This is a genomic window from Micromonospora sp. R311, from assembly GCF_056780015.1.
The window spans coordinates 16,239-35,914 of sequence record NZ_JBSWCE010000020.1 but is presented as its reverse complement, the minus strand read 5'-3'; the positions used below and the strand labels follow the sequence as shown (position 1 = coordinate 35,914).

Sequence of the window (19,676 nt, the reverse complement as noted above, 5' to 3'; positions counted from 1 at the left end):
GGCCTAATGAGGTATCGAAGACAGGGAGGTCAGCAATGGTCCGCCTCGCCGCCCGTCGGGTCTCCCTGGAATCGCGACGCGTCCCCACCGCCGCCCGTCCGAGCAGGCGCGCCCGAGCACCCCGCCCACGAGGCTGGTATCGATCCCTTGCGGTTGTGTTCGGCGCCCTCGGCCTGCTGCTCCCCGCGTCCGCCACGCCAGCGGGCGCGTGGAGCTACGGGGTCAACCGGGTCCAGACCGCAGCTGAGGACGGCCACGCGCAGGTGGGCATGGGGCCGGGCTGGGTGCTGCTGAGCTACAAGGCCAACGGCCCAATGGTGGGCTACCTGTTCAGCCGCGATGTGGCCTTCGCGGACGGCACCGTGAAGTCGAGCTTCGACCACATGGACATCCGGGGCACCGGCGACGGGACGGCCGGCAACACCGAGGGCATTACCCGGTGGCCGTGGGGGTACGCGGCAGGCAGCTTCGACGGGTGCGCGTACGCCTACGGCACCAGCAAGTTCGCCATCGAGCGGTCCGGTTACATGTCGGGGTCCTGCGCTGGAGGGCCTACGGTTGTCGGCTCGAGTAAGCCCGACGGTTCACCGGACTCATTGCGCTGGTGGCACTCCGAACGGGTCTTCTGCCAGGCCACCAGCATCGACCACCTGTGCAGCCCCTACGGGGTTTGGAGTGAGAACAAGGGCGGCGGGCTGAAGGTGACCACCAGCGTCACGGCGTGCCAGGTCTTCGGCAACGTCGGGGCAGCGGCGGCCTACGGCGCCGGAGCGCCGGTCCCCCGTCATCCGCTCGGCACGGTGCCGCCGGGTCAGCAGGTCGATGTCCGGTACGTCACGAAGGACCGACAGTTCGTGATGGCGAAGTGGCACGGAAACAGATTCGTCGCCGGGATCGCCTGGGCCTTCTTCCCGCGGGCCTGCCTCGCCTGAACCGATCCACGCTTCGCCCGACACGCTGCGACGCCCTCCACGCTCTGGGCAGGATTCCTCACCTGCCCCGCCGCGCGACACCGATCGCCGCATGACGAACCCCACAGGGATGCCCCCGGCCTGGTTCACGAACGCCGGCTCACGATCGGGCAGGACGAGAGGACTGCTACCTCGATCCGTTGAGGGCGGCTGCCAGCGCCTCGGCGTATGCCGTGTCCACGGCGGTCCCGCTCACCCCGAGCCGCCAGGTTCCCCCGGGAAGGTCGCCGACCGGCAACGACCGTCCGCCGGGCTGCCAGAGCGGCTGCCATCCGATGGACCCGCTGGCACGGTGGAACCACCGGTTGTCCTCGCTCCAGGCCGAGCCGGCGCGGTAGGCGGTCACCAACGTGGTCGTGTCGTCGGTGGCGAGCGTCCAGCGGGAGAAGCCTGCGGCGTCACCGTCACGGCCCTGCTGGTGGGGGTCACCGAGCCGCGGCAGGGCGGAGTCCAAGTTCCAGGCGGCTTCCCACACCGGCGCGTTGGTCGGGCCGGCCACGTGCCAGACGAAGCTGAGGTCCGTGGTGGTTGTATCGAACCGGAACCGCCAGTCGACGGTCACGGGCTCGTCGCCGAGGGGGATGCCGGTGAGGCTCATGTCGGTGCCATCGGCGGAGACGCTGACGTTGCTGGCGGCACCCGCCACGTCCGTCGGTCCGAAGGCTCCGACTGCCAGGTAGGGCGCCGTGGAGCGGAAGGACGAATCCGTGACGGGTGTGTACTCGCCGCGTCCGGCGGGATCGGCGGTGTAGGAGACCAGCCGCGCCTGGGGTGTTGTCTGCACGACCGCCTGGTAGTAGGGGGTGGTGACGATGCGGCCCGCAGTCACCACCGGCGTACGCCAGTGCAACGGGGCCAGCCAGAGCCCGCCCTGACCCCAGCCGGCGCCGGTGACGTACCACTGGCCGTCGCCGGAGTCGTCCTTGACCACCTCGGCGGCGTGCGCGTTGATCTGTCCGGCTAGCTGGTCGACTGTGAAGTGGAAGGGGTCGGCGCTGCGGTACACGCGGGTGTCCTGGTATCCGCTCTCACAACAGACAAAGAGGTACCAGAAGCCGTCATGGCGTACGACGAACGGCGATTCGGTCGGTCCGCCGAAGGTGCCGGAGGCCGGGTGCTCGAAGGCCGTCTGTCGGTCGCTCCAGTGCACGAGGTCTCGGCTGGTTCGGTAAGCGACGATGTGGTGGCCGCCGGCCGGGCTGCTGGTGGCCGTGTAGTACATCACCCACTGGTCCCCGATGCGGGTCACCATGGGGTCCCGGCCGTCGAAGCCGTCCGTGAACAGCGGGTTGCCCGGATGCCGGGTCCAGGTCACGAGGTCCTTCGACGTGGCGAGGTGCATGCGGTACGCCTCGTGGTCCGCGGTCCCGCCGGCATAGAACATGTAGTAGGTGCCGGCGTGGAACATGACGTGCGGCGCCCAGATGTGGCTTTCACCGGCGCTCGGATCGGCTTCCAACGCGAACGGCTGCTTCGTCCAGGGGCCGCGGGGTGAGGGCGCGGTGGCGTGACCGAAGAACCGCTCGTCCAGCGGCTGGGCCGGCTCGGCGTGGGTGATCGCGAAGACGTGCCACTGCCCCGTCTCGCGGTTACGCACCAGGGTGTGGTCGTTGTAGTACCAGCGCTCGTTCTCGCCGACGCCGGGGTCGTAGACGTTCGCGAACTCGCCGGCGCTGACCTGGATCGAGCGGCTCTCGTACGGCTGGTTGTCCAGTTCGGCGGCACCGGCCTGGGCCGGTGCCGGGGCCGCGACCAGACTCACGGCGAGGGCGAGCAGCGCGGAGAGCAGACCGGCGCGGGAAGGTGGGCGGGGCATCGCGTTCCTCCAGGGCTTCGGGCGGGATGGCGGTGGTGTTCCCGGCGGTTCGCTTGGCGGTGCGGGTCCGCCGCCGGGTTACGGCGGCGGACCGCTCCGGCTGCTACTGCTTGCCGCCGAGCGTGGTGTAGGCCTGGGCGGCGTTCTCCTTGGTGATCTGCATGGTGCCGAGGGTGGTCGTCTTCGGTACGTCCGTCGCGCAGTCGATGAGGATCTTCTTGGCCAGGTCGATCGCCTCGCGCCCACCGGTCGGGTACTGGAAGGTGGCCTGCAGGCGGCCCTGTTCAACGGCCTTGATGCCGCCGGACGGGACCGGCAGGGCGTCGATGCCGGTGAACTTGATCGTGGTCTCCTTGCCGGCGGCCTTCGCCGCCAGGTAGGCGCCCTCTGCCATCGGGTCGTTGTGCGCGTACACGGCGTTGATGTCCGGGTGGGCCTTGAGCATGGCGTCCATGACGCTCTGCCCCTTCTCCCGCAGCCACTCGGCGGTCTGGGTGGCCACGATCTGGATCTTCGGGTTGCTCGCGATGCCCTCCCGGAAGCCCTGGGCGCGTTCGGCGGCCGGGGTGGAGCCGGGCAGACCGGAGATCTCGACGACCTTGCCACCCTCCGGCAGCAGCGTCTTCGCGTAGTACTCCCCCGCCGCCTTACCGATCGCCACGTTGTCGCCGCCGATGAAGGCGGTGTAGGCGTCACCCTCGACCTTGCGGTCCAGCACGATCACCGGGATCTTCTGGTCGTACGCCTTCTGGACCACCGCGGTGAGCGGCTTCGCCTCGTTCGGGGAAATGACCAGCAGGTTGATGCCCTGGGAGAGGAAGTTCTCCACGTCGGCGACCTGCTTGCTGTTGTCCTGGGCGGCGTCGGAGACGACCACCTTGAACCCGGGCACGGCCTTGGCCGCGTTCGTCACGTCGTCGTTCATGACCTGGCGGTACGGCTCGGCGTTGTTGGCCTGGGACATGCCGATCAGGAAGTCTTTGCCGCTGCCACACGTGGCCGAGGCGTCGGTGCTGCCGCCGCCGGCGCCGTCCTTCTCGATGCTGCACGCCGAGGTGGTGGCGAGCACGGTCAGCGCCAGGATGGCAACGGCTCTTCGGGTGTGACGCATGGTGTCCTCCGGTTGGTGGTGGGGGTCAGGCGATGCGAGGGCGGAGCTTCTGCAACGCGGCGGCAGCCACGATGACCAGTCCCTTGACGACCAGCTGCACGTTCGCGTCGATGTTGTTGAGGGCGAGGATGTTGTTCAGGATCCCGAGCAGCAGTGCGCCGGCGATGGTGCCGCCCATGGATCCGCTGCCACCGGCGAGGCTCGTGCCGCCGATGACCACGGCCGCGATCGCGTCGAGTTCGTAGCCGGCGCCGTCGTTGGGGCTGCCCTGGTTGAGCTGGCCGGCGTGGATGATGCCGGCCAGCGCGGCGAGCAGGCCGGCTATGGCGAAGACGGTGACCCGGACCCGGCGTACCGGCACGCCGGAGAGCCGGGCGGCCTTCTCGTTGCCGCCGATGGCGTAGACGTGCCGGGCGAAGGCGGTGTTGCGCAGTACCAGAAGCGCGCCAATGCCGATGGCGAGGAACAGCAGGGCCGGCACCGGCAGCACGCCGTTGATCGAGCCACTCAGCAGCGAGAATGCCTCGGGTGCCTCCTGCGGTCCGTCGCCGTAGGCGATGGGAATGCCGAGTCCGCCGGACCACATCCGGGCGATGCCGCGGGCCACCTGCAGGCCGGCGAGGGTGACGATGAACGACTGGATGCCGAGCCGGGCGACGATGAGACCCTGTGTGGCGCCGAAGGCGGTGCCGATGAAGAGCACGATCAGAACGGTGGGCAGGATGCCCAGGCCGCTGTCGACCATCAGCGTGGCCGAGCCGACCGCGGCGAGCCCGAGCACCGCCCCGACGGAAAGGTCGATGCCGCCGATCAGGATGACGAAGGTCATCCCGACCGCGATGATGCCGATCTCCGAGACGGCCCGGACGATGTTGGCCAGGTTTCCGGAGCTGAGGAAGACATTCTCGCCGTTGCGGGTGGGCGACACGATGATCGCGATCAGGAAGACGGCGACCAGCCCGAAGAGGCTCTGGAACCGGAAGAAGGTCTCGACGATCGTGTGCCGGTCGGTGGGCAGCCGGAGCGGCCGGCGGCCGGGCGGGGTGGCCGGGGGTGATTCCGCGAGGGTGGTGGGATTGGGCGCGTTCATCGTGGCTCCTTGACGTTGTCCCCGTTGGCCGCGGCGAGAATGGCTTGTTGGGTGGCGGAGGCACGGGGCAGTACGGCCACGGTGCGCCCGCGGTGCAGGACCACCACCCGGTCGCAGAGGCTTACCAGCTCCGGCAGCTCCGACGAGGCGAGCAGGATCGCCATGCCGGTGTCGGCGAGCCGGTGCAGCAGCCGGTAGATCTCGGCCTTGGCCCCGATGTCCACGCCCCGGGTCGGCTCGTCGAGCAGGAGCAGCCGCGGGCGCATCAGCAGCTGCTTGGCGAACACGACCTTCTGCTGGTTCCCGCCAGAGAGGGTGGCGGCGGCGACCGCCGGTGAGGCCGCCTTCACCGCGAGGGCGGCGAGCTGCTCGGCCACCGTCTGGCGCACCAGGGGGCGGCGGACCAGCCCGAGCGTGGTGAGTGACGACAGCGCGGAGAGCACGATGTTGTCGGTCACCGAGTGCTCCAGCATGAGCCCGGCGCCGCGTCGGTCCTCGGGGACGAACGCCACTCCGTGCGCGAGGGCGGATCGCGGGCCGCGCGGGCGGTACGGGCGGTCGTCGAGGGTCACCTGGCCGCTGTGGCGGCCGGGGCCACCGGCGCCGAACAGCGTTTCGAGCAGTTCGGTGCGTCCGGCGCCCATCAATCCGGCGAGGCCGACGATCTCGCCGGAGCGCACGGTGAGGTCCACGCCGGCCGGTTCGGTTCGCCCGGGGGTCGGCCGGCGGGGCGTCACGGCGAGTCCGCGTATGTCGAGCAGCACATCGCCGGGCTCGTTGCGGGCCTCGCCGAACAGCGCGTCGACGGACCGGCCGACCATGAGCTGGATGATGTCGTCGCGGGAGGCGATCTTCGGGTCGACGGTGCCGGCGACGCTTCCGTTGCGCAGCACGGTGACCCGGTCCGCGATGACCTCGATTTCGGCCATGCGGTGGGAGATGTAGACGATGCCGACGCCGGCCCGGCGCAGCTCGGTGATCGTCGTGAACAGGCGCTCGACCTCGGCGTCAGCCAGGGCGGCGGTCGGTTCGTCCATGATCAGGACTCGGGCCCGCAGGGAGAGCGCCCGGCCGATCTCGACGAGTTGCTGCTCGCCGACGCGCAGCGACCCCACCAGTCGACGTGGGTCCAGGTCGGCGCCGAGCGTGCGGAGGTGTGCTGCGGCCTGCTGGCGCATCGCCCGGATGTCGACGGTGCCCAGGCGGGTACGCGGTTCACGCCCGAGGAACATGTTCTCCGCGATGGACAGGCCGGCCACCAGGTCGAGTTCCTGGTGGATGGTGGCGATCCCGGCGCGCTGGGCGTCGGCTGGGCCGGCGAAGCTCACCGGTTGACCGTCGACCTCGATGGCGCCGTCGTACTCGGTGATCACCCCGGAGAGCACGTTGATCAGTGTGGACTTGCCGGCGCCGTTCTCGCCGAGCAGCGCGTGCACCTCACCGGCGGTGACGGTGAGGTCGATGTCGCGGCAGGCGTGCACGCCGCCGAACCGCTTGCCGATGCCGGTCATCCGGACCAGCGGCCGATCTGTCATGCGGCACCTCGGGGCTTGTCTGCGGGATCTGCGGGTTGGCCGGAGCCGGAGGCCCGTCGGGCGGGCCTCCGGCTCCGGTCCGGTCACGAGGTGAGGCGCGCCTCGAGATAGTCGAGGCCGGCCAGGTATCCGCTCGACGCGGCGGCCTTGCCGGTCACGGTGAGGGTGAGGGCGTGCTGGCCCGCCGTCAGTTCCCGCTGGCCGTAGTCCAGTGGATCGCTGATAGTCACCTCTGGCGAGTGGTAGGCGTCGAACGCGTCTCCGATCCGGGTTCCGTCGATCGCCACCGTGTTGATGCCGTAGTCCCGGGCCAGTGTCTGTACCAGGCGCAGGGCGTAGGTGCCGGTGGTGGGCACGGTGAAGGCGACGGTGACGCTCTGGTTCGGCCCGGTCGGCCGGAACCACAGCTGCGCGCTCTGCGACCAGTGGACGCCGCAGCAGTCGCCCTGCACCTCTGCGGGTGCGTCGGCGGTGACCGCGGGCAGCAGCGATTCGCCTTCGATCCGCAGCGTGTTGCCGGTGGTGGCGGAGGCCGGCGCGGAGTACGGGCCGCTGTTGCCGGCGTCGTCCACCGCGCGCACCCGGTAGTACCAGAGCTCGCCCAGGCCCAGCCCGGTGTGCTCGAAGCTGGGCCTCGTCGTGGTGCCCACTCGGTTGTCCGGGCCGGGCGTGAATCCGGCCTGGCGGGAGGCGAACACCTCGTACCCGGGCGCGTACACGTCGTCGCGGGCCGGCTGCCAGGTCAGCGCGACAGCGTTGGTGGTGCCGCTGCTGGCGGTGAGCCCGGCGACCGGACTCGGCCTGGACCGGTCGCCGAAGGGGGTGACCAGGCTCAGTGCTGCGTACCGGGCCGCCGACCAGGCCGGGGCGCCGGCGTCGGGGGTCAGGGTGACCGTCACCGACTCCTTGCCGGCGGTCAGCTCTGCCGGCAGTCGGTACTCGTCCTCGAGCCAGCGGTGCGACCGGTTGGCCAGCGGCTGTGACCAGGTGCCGGCGCCGCGGCCGTCGACCTGGACCGCCACCGACTGGTATCCGGCGGACTGGTCGCCGACCCGGCGCAGCACGGCACCGGTGTTGTCCGGGGCAAGGCTGACCCGGAACTGGATCGGCGTGGTGGAGGCACGGGCGTCGTCGGTGACCGGTCGGGGCGCGCCGTCGTCGCCCTCGTAGGTCGCGGTGAGCACCTCACGTTCGCCGCCCGAGGTGTAGCCGTGGGCCGACTCGCTGGCGAGGTCGCCGACGTCGACGGTGTCGGTCCAGCGCTGGGCGACGGTGTCCTGCCCGTACCAGTACGCGGTCGACCCGTACCGGGCCGGGTCCTGGTCACCGGGGCCGTGCTCGATGCCGAACCGCAGGTCGGTCGCGAATGAGACCGCCTCGGCGAGCATGAGCCGGTATGCGCCGGTGCAGTCGTACCGGCAGCCGTAGTCGCTGTTCTCGTGGGCCGGGTTGCCGTTCGTGGGCGCGGAGAACGTGCCGTGGTTGAAGTACCAGCCGCTCTGGTAGAAGTCCTCCGTCCCGGTGCCGTGGATGCTCGGGGTCTGCGCGCCGTCCACGTAGACCCGCTCGTCGCCCTCGAGGTAGTTGCGCTGGTTACCGGAGGGGATGTGGCCCTCCATGGTGTGCGTGACGCCGACGAACTTGCCGCGACCGGCGACGTCGAGGAACAGGTGGTCGGCGCCGGGGGTGGTGTCCGCGCTCGTCGCGGTCGCCCGGAAGTAGCCGGCGTCGCCGGTGGGCCGCAGCGCCGCCGTCCAGCGGGCGGAGTTCGCGGTGGTCACCGTGGCCACGGACGACGTGATCGGCACGGTGGATGCGTTGCGCAGCTCGACGGTGTACCGGGACCGGTAGGGCATCGGCCACCAGGCCGACAGCGTGGCGGTCGCGGTGTCGACGCCGAACATCAGGGACCGTACCGGGTGCAGCCCGAGGCCGGTGCCGAAGAACTCACCGAGCGGGGTGTCCACGGTGGTCCTGCCGTCGAACGAGATGCGCAGCCGGGTGTCGCGGAGCACGGCGTCGGAGGCGGCGACGGCCGCCTTGCGGTCGGCGTCCGCCGGGTAGGACAGGGTGTTGCTGCCCTGCCAGGTCTGTGCGGTGATCCGGTATCCGTGCGCGGCTTCGGCGTCGAGATGGGCCGGGCCGAGGTCGAGGGTGTCGGTGCGCCGGGCGGTGCCGGAGACGACGCTGTCGACCCAGTAGGTGAACTCGTTGATGTCCAGGTCGGAGGAGACGAACTGGTTCCTGATGGTCAGTTTCGTCTTGCCGGCGGTGGCGGCCGCGGGCAGGTCGATGGTCTGGTCCAGCCAGGTGCCGAACGGCACCGGGTCGTTGGCCGGCCACTCGGCGACCGGCGCGCCGTCCACCAGGACCTGCGCCTTCTGGTGTCCGATGTGCGGGTCCAGCCGGCGGGTCAGCCGTACGCCGGTGTTGGCCGGGTCGACCGCGACCGTGAACTCGCTGCTGCCGCCCGCCCCGAAGGCGCGGCCGTCGTCGGCGATCGGCTCTGGCGCTCCGACGAGCTGCGGGATCCGCAGCCGCAGCGAGGTGATCGCGCCGGGGCCTGTCCCGCTGGCGAGGGTCACCCGGCCGCCGGCGGGTACGGCGAAGTCCCGGTCGGTGGTCGTCGCGCCGGGTTCGGCACGCTTCGGGTCTCGGGTACCGGCGGCCTTGAGCTGCTCGATGACGTCCAGCGCCTGGTCGGACGGGTCGAACGTGCGCACCCCGGCGGCAGTGGGGAACTTCCGGTAGGTGACGTGGTAGAAGAGCGGGTTCTTCTCGGTGGTCACCCGCATGGAGCTGCGGTAGGTCATGGGGGCCTTGATGTAGACGCCCCCGGAGCTCTGAGCGGCGTTGGCGACGACCGGATAGACGAATGGGGCACCGAGCTTGCCGTCCACGACGTCCTGGAGCTTGGCGTCGAGCACGGTCGTGCCGTCGAGGACGATCTTGATGGTTCCCGTGGCGGAGACGTTGCCGCCGTCTCGGGTGAACCAGATGGAATCGATCTCGCCGGCGCCGGTGGCCTCGGCGATGACGCAGCCTTCGGCGGTGGTGCGCGGGCACGAGTACTGGCCGGAAAAGCCGTCGTCGTTGCCGCCGCTGCGGTCGAAACTGGAGAACTGGTGCGCCCGGGGTCCGTCGGGCAGTTCGGGGAGCCGGTCGAGCCTGCGGTAGACGTCCCATCCGGTGGGACCGTTGAGGGTTGGGCTGGCCGAGGCAGGTCCGGGCGGAGCGACGAGGGTGATACCGGCGAGGAGTGTCGTCGCGGCGATCGTGGCGCGCAGCAGCTTGCGGGCGGACGTACGTGGTGCACGGGTGGTGGGTGTCATCAGTCGCCTTCCACTTCGGTGGGTGGGGCGGGTCGTGAGCGATGCAGTGGTAAGGAATCGATTTCTCGCTGCAATAGCGATCAGGGTAGGCAGCCTCCGCGCGACGGTCAATCCTCGACTGTCGAAGAGTCGGACGCCCGAGCCACACTGTTGACAGCCCTCCACAGCGCTCTTATGGTCCTCGATCAGAACCGAGCAAACGATTTCTCCATTCGCGAGAACACGCCGCGACCGTTGCGGCGCGCTGGGAGGCCCCCGTGCCCCGACTCGTCGTCCTCACCGGATTCCTCGGCGCCGGCAAGACCACGACCATGCTGGCGGCCGGGCGGCTGCTCACCCGACGCGGCCACCGCGTCGCGGTCATCACCAACGACCAGGGCAACGACCTGGTCGACACCAGACTGGCCCGAGAGGCGCTAACCGACGTCAGCGAGGTCACCGGCGGATGCTTCTGCTGCCGCTTCGAGGATCTCGCCGACCTGGTGACGCAGCTGATCGACAACGGGCGAGCGGACACCATCCTGGCCGAGGCCGTCGGCAGCTGCACCGACCTGCAGGCGACGGTCATCCGACCGCTGCGCGCCCGCTACCGCGACCGCCTCGCCGTCGCTCCCCTGACCACCGTCGTCGATCCGGCGCGCGTCGGCGCGCTCGACGGCGACCTCGGCTACCTGTTCGACCGTCAGCTCGCCGAGGCGGACGTCATCGCGGTCAACAAGACCGACACCATGCCCCGCGCCGACCTCGACACCCTGCTCGACCAACTCCGGCTCCGCCACCCCGACGCCGGCGTGCTCGCCTACAGCGCGACCCTGAGCGAGAACCTCGACGATCTCGTCGCGCGGTGGACCGCCGCGTGGCAGCGCAGCCGCGACGTCGACCTGGACGTGGACTACGACCGGTACGCCGCCGCGGAGGCGCAGCTGACCTGGCTCAACCAGGTTTGGCAGGTCAGCGCGGACGGCGGGTTCCCGGCGCGACGGTGGGCGCACGTCGCGCTCGACTCCCTCTCCGCCGCGTGCGCCCGGCAGGGCCACGTCATCGGCCACGCCAAGCTCGCCGTCCAGTCGCCCGCCGGGCTCATCCGCATGAGCGTCGTGGCCGCGGGTGAATCCCCGCGCCACGAACCCGCCGGGCCCGGGGACCCCCCGGTGCCCCGCGCCACCGTGCTGGTCAACGTCCGCGCCACCTGCCCACCGAGAGACCTCGAGTCGCTGGTCCGGGCCGCCGCCTACGACGCCGACCTGGCCGCCGGCGCCGCCGCCCGACCCGGCCCGGCCGGGGCCTTCGCCCCGGCTTATCCCCGGCCGGTCCACCGTCTCCCCGCCGCCCCGGCATGACCACGACAGGAGCAACCCATGGCTGACCAGTCGTCCGAAGAGTGCTGCCCCGGCAACGCCTGCGCCCCGAACCGCCGACAGTTCCTCGCCCTCTCCGTCGGGGTCGCCGCCGGCACCGTGCTGCCCGGCTCCCGGGCCGAAGCCGCCGCCGCCCTCGGCGTACCCGAGGAACGGCTGATCGGTGTGCCCGTCGACAAGGCGTTGCCGCCGGACTGGTCCGCCGAGCTGTACCGACGGGGTGAGCCCACCAGCTACGAGGGCGCGGACCTTCGCTGGCTCGGCATGCCGGTCGGCGGCGGAGCCGCCGGCCAGCTGTACCTCGGCGGTGACGGGCGGCTCTGGTACTGGGACATCTTCAACCGGCCCGCGGCCGGCACCACCGACGCCGGATACGCGAACCCGCGGCAGCCCACCTCGCCGATCCGGAGCGGTTTCGCGCTGCGCACCCGGTCGGCCGGACGGGTGGAGACCCGGGCGCTGGACGCCACCGGCTTCGACCAGGTGCGCTTCACCGGGCAGTACCCGATAGGCCGGGTCCGGTACCGCAGCGGAGACGCGCCGGTCGAGGTGACCCTGGAGGCGTTCTCCCCCTTCGTGCCGCTGTCGGTGGCGGACTCGACCCTGCCGGCCACCGTCCTGGTCTACACACTGCGCAACACCTCGGACCGTACGGTGGACGCCACCCTGCTCGGTTACGTGGAGAACCCGGCCTGCCTGGACACCCGGACGCAGCGCGAGATCACGCTGCGGTCGACGGCGTTCGGCGACCCGTCACTGCGCGGCGTCCAGTTCTCGGCCACCGAGCAGGTGGAGGCGGGTGAACGCCCCGACATCGTGTTCGAGGACTGGGAGCGGGACAGCTACGACGGCTGGACCGTCGAGGGCACCGCGTTCGGCGCCGGCCCGGTCCCGGTCTCCGAGATCCCGGACTACATGAAGCGCGGTGGGCCGCTCAACGCGACCGGACAACGGCTCGTCACCTCGCACGACTTCCGCGGCGCCAACGGCGACATCGGCCGGGCCGACGGGCCGACCGGCAAGCTCACCAGCGCCCCGTTCACCATCGAGCGCAAGTCGATCCGGCTGTCCGTCGGCGGCGGCGACCACCCGGGGCAGACCTGCGTGAACGTGCTGGTCGACGGAGCCGTGGTGGCCACCGCGACCGGCCGCGACGCCGAGTCGATGCACACGGTGTTCCTGGACGTGGCCGCGCACGAGGGGAAGACCGCGGTCATCGAGATCATCGACGCCCACACCGGGGCCTGGGGCCACGTCAACTGCGACCGGGTCGTGTTCACCGACGTCGCGCCCCGGCCGGAGATCGTGTTCGAGGACTGGGAGCGGGACAGCTACGACGGCTGGACCGTCGAGGGCAGCGCGTTCGGCGCCGGCCCGGTCCTGGCCTCCGAGGTGCCGGACTACATGAAGCGCTTCGGGGATCTCGGGGTGTCCGGGCAACGGTTCGTGACGTCGCACCACTTCCGCGCCGCCGGCGGGGACGCGGGCCGGGCCGACGCCGCGACCGGCACGCTGACCAGCCGGCCGTTCACCGTCGAGCGCCGGTACGTCAACGTGGCCGTGGGCGGGGGCAGCCACCGCGGCCGGACGTGCGTGAACCTGCTGGTCGACGGAACGGTGGTGGCGAGCGTGGCCGGACGCGACGCCGAGCCGGTGAGCATGGCGACGCTGAACGTCTCCGCCCACCAGGGCCGCACGGCGGTCATCGAGATCGTGGACGCCGACACCGGTGGCTGGGGGCACGTCAACGTCGACCGCATCGTGTTCAGCGACGTGCCGACCGACACGCGGCCGCTGGAGCAGGTGCCCGACAACGGCACGCTGGTGCTGGCCGCGCTGGACCCGCAGGCGGTGGTACGCCCGTCGCTGGGCCGGTGGAGCAGCGTGGACGAGGTGTTCGCGACGGAGGACGGCCCGGCACAGGTGGACGGCTCCCTCGGCGGGCAGGCCGGGTCGGTGGCCGTCCGGGTCCGGCTGTCCCCCGGCCAGAGCCGGACCGTACGGTTCGTGCTCGGCTGGCACTTCGGCGTGCCGGACCGGGTCTCGCTCGGGTTCCTGCGCGGCTCGGACACCCTGCGCCGCCACTACGCCAGCCGATTCGCCGACGCCCGTGCCGTGGTGGAACACGTCACCGGGCACCTCGACCGGCTGGAGGCGGACACCCGTAGCTGGGTGAAAACCTGGTACACCGACGAAACCCTGCCGCACTGGTTCCTGGAGCGCACTCTGGCACCCGCCTCCACGCTCGCCACCAGCACCTGCTACCTGTTCGACGACGGACGCTTCTACGGGTGGGAGGGCGTGTACTGCTGCGCGGGCACCTGCGAGCACGTGTGGAACTACGCCCAATCGATCGCCCGGCTCTTCCCGCACCTCGAGCGGGACACCCGCAGCCGGGTGGACCTTGGCATCGGCTTCCACCCGGACACGGGCCAGATCGGCAACCGCGCCGAGGCCGACATGGGCTGGGCGACCGACGGGCAGTGCGGCACCATCCTGCGCTGCTACCGGGAACACCTGACCGCCCCGGACGACACCTACCTGCGGGCGAACTGGTCGCGCCTGCGGCGCGCCCTGGAATGGATCATGGACCATGACGCGGGCCCGGACGGCACGCTCGAGGGCCCGCAGCCGAACACGCTGGACACCACCTGGTATGGCGAGATCGCCTGGATCACCGGGATGTACGTCGCGGCGTTGCGGGCCGGTGCGGCGATGGCCGACGAGATGGGTCAGGTCGAGTTCGCCGGCCGGTGCCGAGCCCTCGCAGAGTCCGGCAGCCGCTACCTGTCCAACGAGTTGTTCAACGGCGAGTACTTCATCCAGAAGGTCGACCCGGCGCACGCCGACGTGATCAACAGCAACCGCGGCTGCCACATCGACCAGCTCTTCGGCCAGAGCCTCGCCGGTCAGCTCGGGCTGCCGCGGGTGGTGCCGACGGAACAGGCGGTCAGCGCCTTGCGAAGCCTGTACCGGTACAACTTCACGCCCGACCAGGTCGCCTACCGGGAGGGCAGCGCCATTGCCGGCGGCCGCTGGTTCGCCATGGACCACGAGTACGGGATGCTGATGACCACCTGGCCGCACGGTGGCGCCGACACCGCGGCCGGGAACCCGGCGAGTTGGGCGGCGATGTACTTCAACGAGGTGTGGACCGGGCAGGAGTACCAGGTCGCGGCGCACATGCTCCAGGAGGGCCTGGTCGTGCACGGGCTGACGCTCACCCGGGCGGTGCACGAGCGGTACGCGGCCGGCAAGCGCAACCCGTACAACGAGATCGAATGCGGTGACCACTACGCCCGCGCGATGGCCAGCCACGGCGTCTACCTGGCGGCGTGCGGCTTCGAGTACCACGGGCCTCGCGGCCACATCGGCTTCGCGCCCCGGATCGGCCCGGAGAAGTTCGCCGCCGCGTTCACCGCCGCCGAGGGGTGGGGCCTGTTCCGGCAGGACCGGCACGGCCGGCACCTCGCCGGCACGATCGAGGTGCGGTACGGCCGACTCCGGGTGAGCAGCGTAGCGCTGGCAGCGACGCAGCGCCCCGGCCGGGTGACGGTGCGCCTTGGCGATCGGGCGCTGCCGGTGCATGACTGGTCGTACCGGGACGGGCGTATTCTCATTACCTTGGACACCGAAGTCCTGGTAGGTCGGGGTGATGCCCTCCGTGTCACTGCCAACGCCTGACCGCGCCGGCGCTCGTCTCTGACGGGTTTCCGAGTCGGATATCGACCGGGAATAGCCGGTGAGCATTCCGTCATTTCGTGCCCGTAGGATGCCGAGGTCCCGACACCGATACGGGCTCGGTTCCGGCACTCAGTTCTGGACGCACATAATCGTTGGAGTCGACCGGATGGAGGCGAATGGCGACCATCTATGACGTGGCACGGCAGGCTCAGGTCTCGCCCGCGACGGTGTCCCGGGTGCTGAACGGACGGACCACGGTCGATCCAGCCATGGCCGCGCGGGTGCATCAGGCGATGCGGGACCTCGATTACCGGCCCAACGCGGTCGCCCGCAACCTGCGCCTGAGCCAGACCAGTCTCTGGGCGGTCATCATCTCCGATATCGGCAATCCCTTCTTCACGTCGATGGTGCGTGGAGTCGAAGACGTCGCGCAAAGCGCCGGCTATTCGGTCGTCCTGTGCAACAGCGACGAGGACCCGGAAAAGGAATCACGGTACATCGCCGCGGCACTGGCCCAACGGATGGCGGGCGTCATCATCTCCACGTCCGGCCGACCGTCTGTCATCAACCGGCTCGTCGAAGCCCGCATCCCGGTCGTGGCGATCGACCGGCAACTGCGGGGCGTCAACCTCGACACCGTCCTGGTCGACAATGTGCACGGCGCCGAGCTGGCGACCACACATCTGGTAGAGAACGGCTACCGACGGGTTGCCTGCATCACCGGCCCCCGCCGGATCTCGACCGCCGCGCAGCGGCTACGGGGCTACCAGCGCGCGTTGCGCGCGCACGGGAGGGAGGCGACGGACAATCTGGTGCGCTACGCGGACTTCCGCGAGGAGGGTGGCTATCGGGCGATGGCCTCGCTGCTTGATTCCGACAACCCACCGGACAGCGTCTTCGCCACGAACAACCTGATGACCGTCGGCGCCGTCGAGTGCCTGGTCGACCGCGGTATCAAGGTGCCGGTCGAGTTCGGGGTCGTCGGGTTCGACGACATTCCCTGGGCCCACCTGGTCAGGCCGTCCCTGAGCACCGTCTCCCAACCGACGTACGACCTGGGGCGGGCGGCCGCGGTGCTGCTCACGGAGCGGATCGCCAATCCGGCCAGGCCCCCGTCGACGGTCACGCTCAGCACCGGTCTCCAGGTGCGCGAGAGCTCCACCCGCCCTACCTGAACCGGGCGGTGTCCGGGGGTCGCCGCCACCCGGTCAGGTAGCCCGCGGCCGGGGCCGTTGGCGGCCGGGGAGCCCGCCACCTGTCGGGGCTCCCCGGCCATCCCCCCGGGAGCACGTCGTCCCGCGCCGGGGGCGCGGCGCGACTACAGGTTGACCTCTCCGCAGAGGTGCACCCGGACGCCCAGTTCGGCGAACATCGCGGCCTTCACCCGCAGCGCCCTGTCGGCGGTCGCGGTATCCGGGGCGTAGGCGACGTTCACGTGGTTGGCCTTGTGACGCGCCATCAGCTGGTTACGGTCGACCCCGTGCAGCACGGCGTGCATGATCGGCCACTGCGGATTCGTGGCGTTCAACCGGCGCTGGGTTTCCTCGGCGGGTAGCTCGACGACGGTGGCGCGGCCCAGGTCCACGTGCAGCCCGCCCTGCATGATGAACACCCGTGACCAGACAATCTCCCCCGGCTTGGACACCCCGCTCAAGGTGCCGCCACCCAGCGGGAAGAACATCGGCGGTTGGCGCATGCTGTACGACTTGTCGTAGCCGCCGTTGTGGGACGCCGGCACAGATCCGGAAATTTCGAACACCCAGACGAAGTCGTCTCCGTACTGTTCTCCCCACCGGATGTCGTGCAGGGTGGTGGCGGGGTCGAGGCCCATGGCGGTCCAGATGCGGTTGGTGACGAGCGAGTCGACCGCCACCCCCTCGTCGACCTCATTGAAATGCGGCAGCGGCGTTCCCGCGTACAGTTCCCGGCTGCCGTCGCGGCTGCGCACCGGTGGCCGTTCGACGTTGTTCAGCAGCCCCTCGGCGAGGTCACTGGCGGGAACGGTGTCCTTGAGGCCCTGCTGGTACTGGATGCCGACCGCGTCCAGGCCGTAGTCGTCGGCGATGCGCAGGGCGGCGATGTACATCTTGAACTGGCTGAGCAGTTGCGCCTCGGTGAGTTCGGTGGCGTCGTCGGTGCCGGTGTGGAAAGTCAAGCCGGCGTCGTCCAGCCAGCGGCGGACGGCATGGGCTTCCTCGTCGGGTACCCGGGCCATCTCCGCGACGAGAGCGCTCTGGGACAGCCGCTCCTTGTAGATTCCGAGTGGGTTGATCAGCTCGTCGTCGAAGATCGCGTTGTACATGCCCATGCAACCCTCGTCGAAGACGCCGATGATGGCCTTCTCCGACGCGAGTTGGGCGGCGAGCGTCCGGCCGAGTTCGACCTCCGGGTCGTCCGGCAAGGTGGGCAGGTCGCGGACGTGGCTGGTGTCGTGACGCAGTTCGCCCGTCTCGAGCCATGTCCTGAGCCCGTTGACGGCCCACTCGTCGGTGAAGTCCCTACTCCACAGCGCGGAGTGCCTCACGCCGGCCTTGGTGAGGCTCGCGGTGAGGTTGAGCAGGCCAACCAAGCCGGGGAACTCGCCGCTCCAGTTCGCCACGATGAGGATCGGGCCGCGGTGGCTGCGCAACCCGGCCAGTACGTGGTGGCTGTACTGCCAGACGGCCTCGACCACGATGAGCGGGGCGTCCAGGGGGATCGTCTTGAAGACCTCGATGCCGGCTCGCTGGCTGTCGATGAAGCCGTGGCCCTTGTCCGGGTCGAGCGCGTGACCGCGCTCCACCTTCCAGCCGAGCGCGTTGACCGCCGTAGCGAGGTCGACCTCCAGCTGCTGCTGAGTGGGCCAGCAGGTGACGTTCGCGCTGAGACGGAGATCGCCGCTGGCAACCGTGTAGACGGTGCCGGGTGCCGCCGACGGCGGGTCAGCCAGCACGGGCAGCGCATAACTGGTCATGGGGCGACTCCTTCGGTACGTGGCTCTGCACTGGCAGCCGGGTGGGTGGCGGCCAGGGAACGGACCTGACGTGCAGCGAGCGCGTGAGCGACCCGCTTGGAACTCGTGTACAGCTCGCGGTACAGCCCGTAGAGCTCGTCGTAGTCGGCGGCGAGCTCGACGCGGGGCTCTCGGATCTCCTTGACGGGATTCCAGACGTCGATCGAGACGCTCCACCCCGTCTGCGCGGCCAGGAAGGCGGCGCCGTAGCTGGCGCCGATGGCCTGCGACGGGATCACCTGGGCCCGCCCGGTGATGTCGGAGACGATCTGCGTCCAGAGTCCGCCCTGCGTGCCACCGCCGACCGCGACGACGCGCCGGATGTCACCGCCGCTCGCCTCGATGGCCTCGAGGTTGTGCCGTACCCCGAGTCCGGTCGCCTCAAGCGCGGCGCGGTACAGGTCGCCGCGGGTGTGCGAGACGGTGAGGCCGGCGATGATGCCCCGGGCCTCCGGGTCCAGGATGGGGGTGCGCTCGCCGGCGAAGTACGGCAGCATGAGCAGCCCTCTGGCGCCGGGGCCGGCCGCCTCGGCCAGCCGGAGCAACTCGGGATACTCCGGTGAGCCGAACAGCTCGCGCAGCCACGCCGTGATCGCCCCGGACGTCGCCAGGCCACCGGCGAGGTTGCGGGTGCCCGGCAGGGCACCGACCGTCCCCCACAGCGACGGGTTGGTGAGGCGCGCCGAGACCGTGTGGACCAGGAACATGGTGGTGCCGTACATCAGCATGAGATCGCCCACGCCCTGGGCGCCGACGCTGACCGCCTCCGACCACGCGTCGATGGTTCCCGTGATCACCGGAGTGCCCGGCGGCAGACCGGTGACCGCGGCCGCCGCCGGGGTGACGTGCCCGGCCAGGTCACCGGGCCAGCGCAGTGGAGGCAGCACCAGATCCGGCGCGATCTCGGCGGCCCAGGGCAGGTACCAGTCCTGGGTGTCGGTGTCGTAGAGCGGCGTGCACTGGCTCGCCGAGTGCTGGTCGAGCACGTACCGGTCGGTGAGCTTGAAGGCCAGCCACGAGCTGGGCATGAACAGCCGGCGGGCCCGTTGAAAGAGTTCCGGTTCGTTGTCGGCCACCCAGGCCACCTTCGCGCCAGCGGCCTGGCTGGACAGGGCCGAGCCGCACCGGCGCAGGATCTCGTCCTCGCCGAATCGCTCGGTGAGACGGGCGATCTGGCGGGTCGAGCGGGTGTCAACGCCATACAGGATGGCCGGACGCAGCGGGGTGCCCGCATCGTCGGTGAGCAGCACGCAGGGACCCATGCCGCTCACCCCCACGGCGGTGACCTCGACGTCGCCGGACGCCAGCAATTCCCGGCTAAGGGAGACGAACTCCTGCCACCAGACGTCACCGTCCATCTCGACCCAACCGGGCCGCGGTCGGCTTACCCCGTGTGCCCGGACGGCCGAGCGGATGACGCGGCCGTCGGCGTCGACCAGGACACCCTTGCTGCTCGATGTGCCGATATCGACGCCGAGGACGGCCGCAACCTTCATGGCGCCACTGTTCCAGCAATCGATTTCCGAATCAAGAGCGATCCGCGTAAGCCTTGCTCCGCCGTCGCTGACATCGCCGACATCCGCCCCGAACCCGTCGTCACATCGCCCCAACGCCCTAGGAGAGGCCGTCAAGCAGTGGAGCGGTCCAGGCGGAAGACGCATCTTCTAGCCCTGGGCAGCACCGCATCGCGCTGGCGGTACGCCCGCAACACCCACCTCCACGGCTGCCGGGGTGTGGTACCAGCGGGAAATCGTTAACCCACTCCGTCCGCCGACCGATACCACGGG

11 protein-coding genes are annotated in these 19,676 nt (G+C 70.4%); 4 read left to right on the top strand and 7 right to left on the bottom strand.

Translation table 11 applies throughout. The annotated features are described in order from the left end of the window. Positions 1-155 precede the first annotated feature (155 nt). Positions 156-932: a hypothetical protein gene (locus AC1WTP_RS18230; RefSeq protein WP_481650465.1), complete on the top strand. Its 777-nt coding sequence runs from the start codon at positions 156-158 to the stop codon at positions 930-932. Between the two features lie 166 nt (positions 933-1,098). Here the strand turns inward: AC1WTP_RS18230 and AC1WTP_RS18225 are convergent, their stop codons facing one another. The 5 genes from AC1WTP_RS18225 to AC1WTP_RS18205 form a co-directional block, all read right to left on the bottom strand. Continuing rightward, a complete protein-coding gene (locus AC1WTP_RS18225; protein ID WP_481650464.1) occupies positions 1,099-2,787 on the bottom strand; it encodes a family 43 glycosylhydrolase in 1,689 nt (562 codons plus the stop codon). A gap of 103 nt (positions 2,788-2,890) precedes the next feature. Further along, a complete protein-coding gene (locus tag AC1WTP_RS18220; protein ID WP_481650463.1) occupies positions 2,891-3,898 on the bottom strand; it encodes a substrate-binding domain-containing protein in 1,008 nt (335 codons plus the stop codon). A 25-nt stretch (positions 3,899-3,923) separates the two neighbouring features. After that, complete coding sequence (locus tag AC1WTP_RS18215) at positions 3,924-4,988, bottom strand: ABC transporter permease (RefSeq protein WP_481650462.1); 1,065 nt, start codon at positions 4,986-4,988, stop codon at positions 3,924-3,926. After that, the gene (locus AC1WTP_RS18210; protein WP_481650461.1) at positions 4,985-6,523 is read right to left on the bottom strand and encodes a sugar ABC transporter ATP-binding protein; all 1,539 of its coding nucleotides are present in this window, start codon (positions 6,521-6,523) and stop codon (positions 4,985-4,987) included. Before AC1WTP_RS18210 ends, AC1WTP_RS18215 begins: the two co-directional genes overlap by 4 nt. Before the next feature lie 83 nt (positions 6,524-6,606). After that, positions 6,607-9,855, bottom strand: coding sequence for a DUF2961 domain-containing protein (locus AC1WTP_RS18205; RefSeq protein WP_481650460.1), 3,249 nt, complete (start codon positions 9,853-9,855; stop codon positions 6,607-6,609). 257 nt (positions 9,856-10,112) lie between these two features. Between AC1WTP_RS18205 and AC1WTP_RS18200 the strand changes: the two genes are divergently transcribed. The 3 genes from AC1WTP_RS18200 to AC1WTP_RS18190 all read left to right on the top strand — a co-directional run bounded on the left by AC1WTP_RS18200 (position 10,113) and on the right by AC1WTP_RS18190 (position 16,072). Beyond that, the gene (locus AC1WTP_RS18200) at positions 10,113-11,195 is read left to right on the top strand and encodes a GTP-binding protein (RefSeq protein WP_481650459.1); all 1,083 of its coding nucleotides are present in this window, start codon (positions 10,113-10,115) and stop codon (positions 11,193-11,195) included. 18 nt (positions 11,196-11,213) lie between these two features. Continuing rightward, entirely contained in the window at positions 11,214-14,897 is a 3,684-nt protein-coding gene (locus AC1WTP_RS18195; RefSeq protein ID WP_481650458.1) for a GH116 family glycosyl hydrolase, read from the top strand. Positions 14,898-15,073: 176 nt separating this feature from the next. Then, positions 15,074-16,072, top strand: coding sequence for a LacI family DNA-binding transcriptional regulator (locus tag AC1WTP_RS18190; RefSeq protein WP_481650457.1), 999 nt, complete (start codon positions 15,074-15,076; stop codon positions 16,070-16,072). 143 nt (positions 16,073-16,215) lie between these two features. Here AC1WTP_RS18190 and AC1WTP_RS18185 read toward each other — a convergent pair whose 3' ends face one another. Beyond that, the gene (locus tag AC1WTP_RS18185; RefSeq protein WP_481650456.1) at positions 16,216-17,850 is read right to left on the bottom strand and encodes a fucose isomerase; all 1,635 of its coding nucleotides are present in this window, start codon (positions 17,848-17,850) and stop codon (positions 16,216-16,218) included. Further along, positions 17,847-19,385 (bottom strand): FGGY-family carbohydrate kinase, encoded by a 1,539-nt coding sequence (locus AC1WTP_RS18180; RefSeq protein WP_481650455.1) that lies wholly within the window; start codon positions 19,383-19,385, stop codon positions 17,847-17,849. The genes AC1WTP_RS18185 and AC1WTP_RS18180 overlap by 4 nt, the downstream gene beginning before the upstream one ends. Between the last annotated feature and the right edge of the window lie 291 nt (positions 19,386-19,676).

Excerpts from the sequence above, each read along its gene's own strand:
- AC1WTP_RS18215 (WP_481650462.1), bottom strand. The coding sequence starts at position 4,988 with ATGAACGCGCCCAATCCCACCACCCTCGCGGAATCACCCCCGGCCACC.
- AC1WTP_RS18210 (WP_481650461.1), bottom strand. The coding sequence starts at position 6,523 with ATGACAGATCGGCCGCTGGTCCGGATGACCGGCATCGGCAAGCGGTTC.
- AC1WTP_RS18195 (WP_481650458.1), top strand. The coding sequence starts at position 11,214 with ATGGCTGACCAGTCGTCCGAAGAGTGCTGCCCCGGCAACGCCTGCGCC.
- AC1WTP_RS18225 (WP_481650464.1), bottom strand. The coding sequence starts at position 2,787 with ATGCCCCGCCCACCTTCCCGCGCCGGTCTGCTCTCCGCGCTGCTCGCC.
- AC1WTP_RS18205 (WP_481650460.1), bottom strand. The coding sequence starts at position 9,855 with ATGACACCCACCACCCGTGCACCACGTACGTCCGCCCGCAAGCTGCTG.
- AC1WTP_RS18220 (WP_481650463.1), bottom strand. The coding sequence starts at position 3,898 with ATGCGTCACACCCGAAGAGCCGTTGCCATCCTGGCGCTGACCGTGCTC.
- AC1WTP_RS18185 (WP_481650456.1), bottom strand. The coding sequence starts at position 17,850 with ATGACCAGTTATGCGCTGCCCGTGCTGGCTGACCCGCCGTCGGCGGCA.
- AC1WTP_RS18190 (WP_481650457.1), top strand. The coding sequence starts at position 15,074 with ATGGCGACCATCTATGACGTGGCACGGCAGGCTCAGGTCTCGCCCGCG.
- AC1WTP_RS18180 (WP_481650455.1), bottom strand. The coding sequence starts at position 19,385 with ATGAAGGTTGCGGCCGTCCTCGGCGTCGATATCGGCACATCGAGCAGC.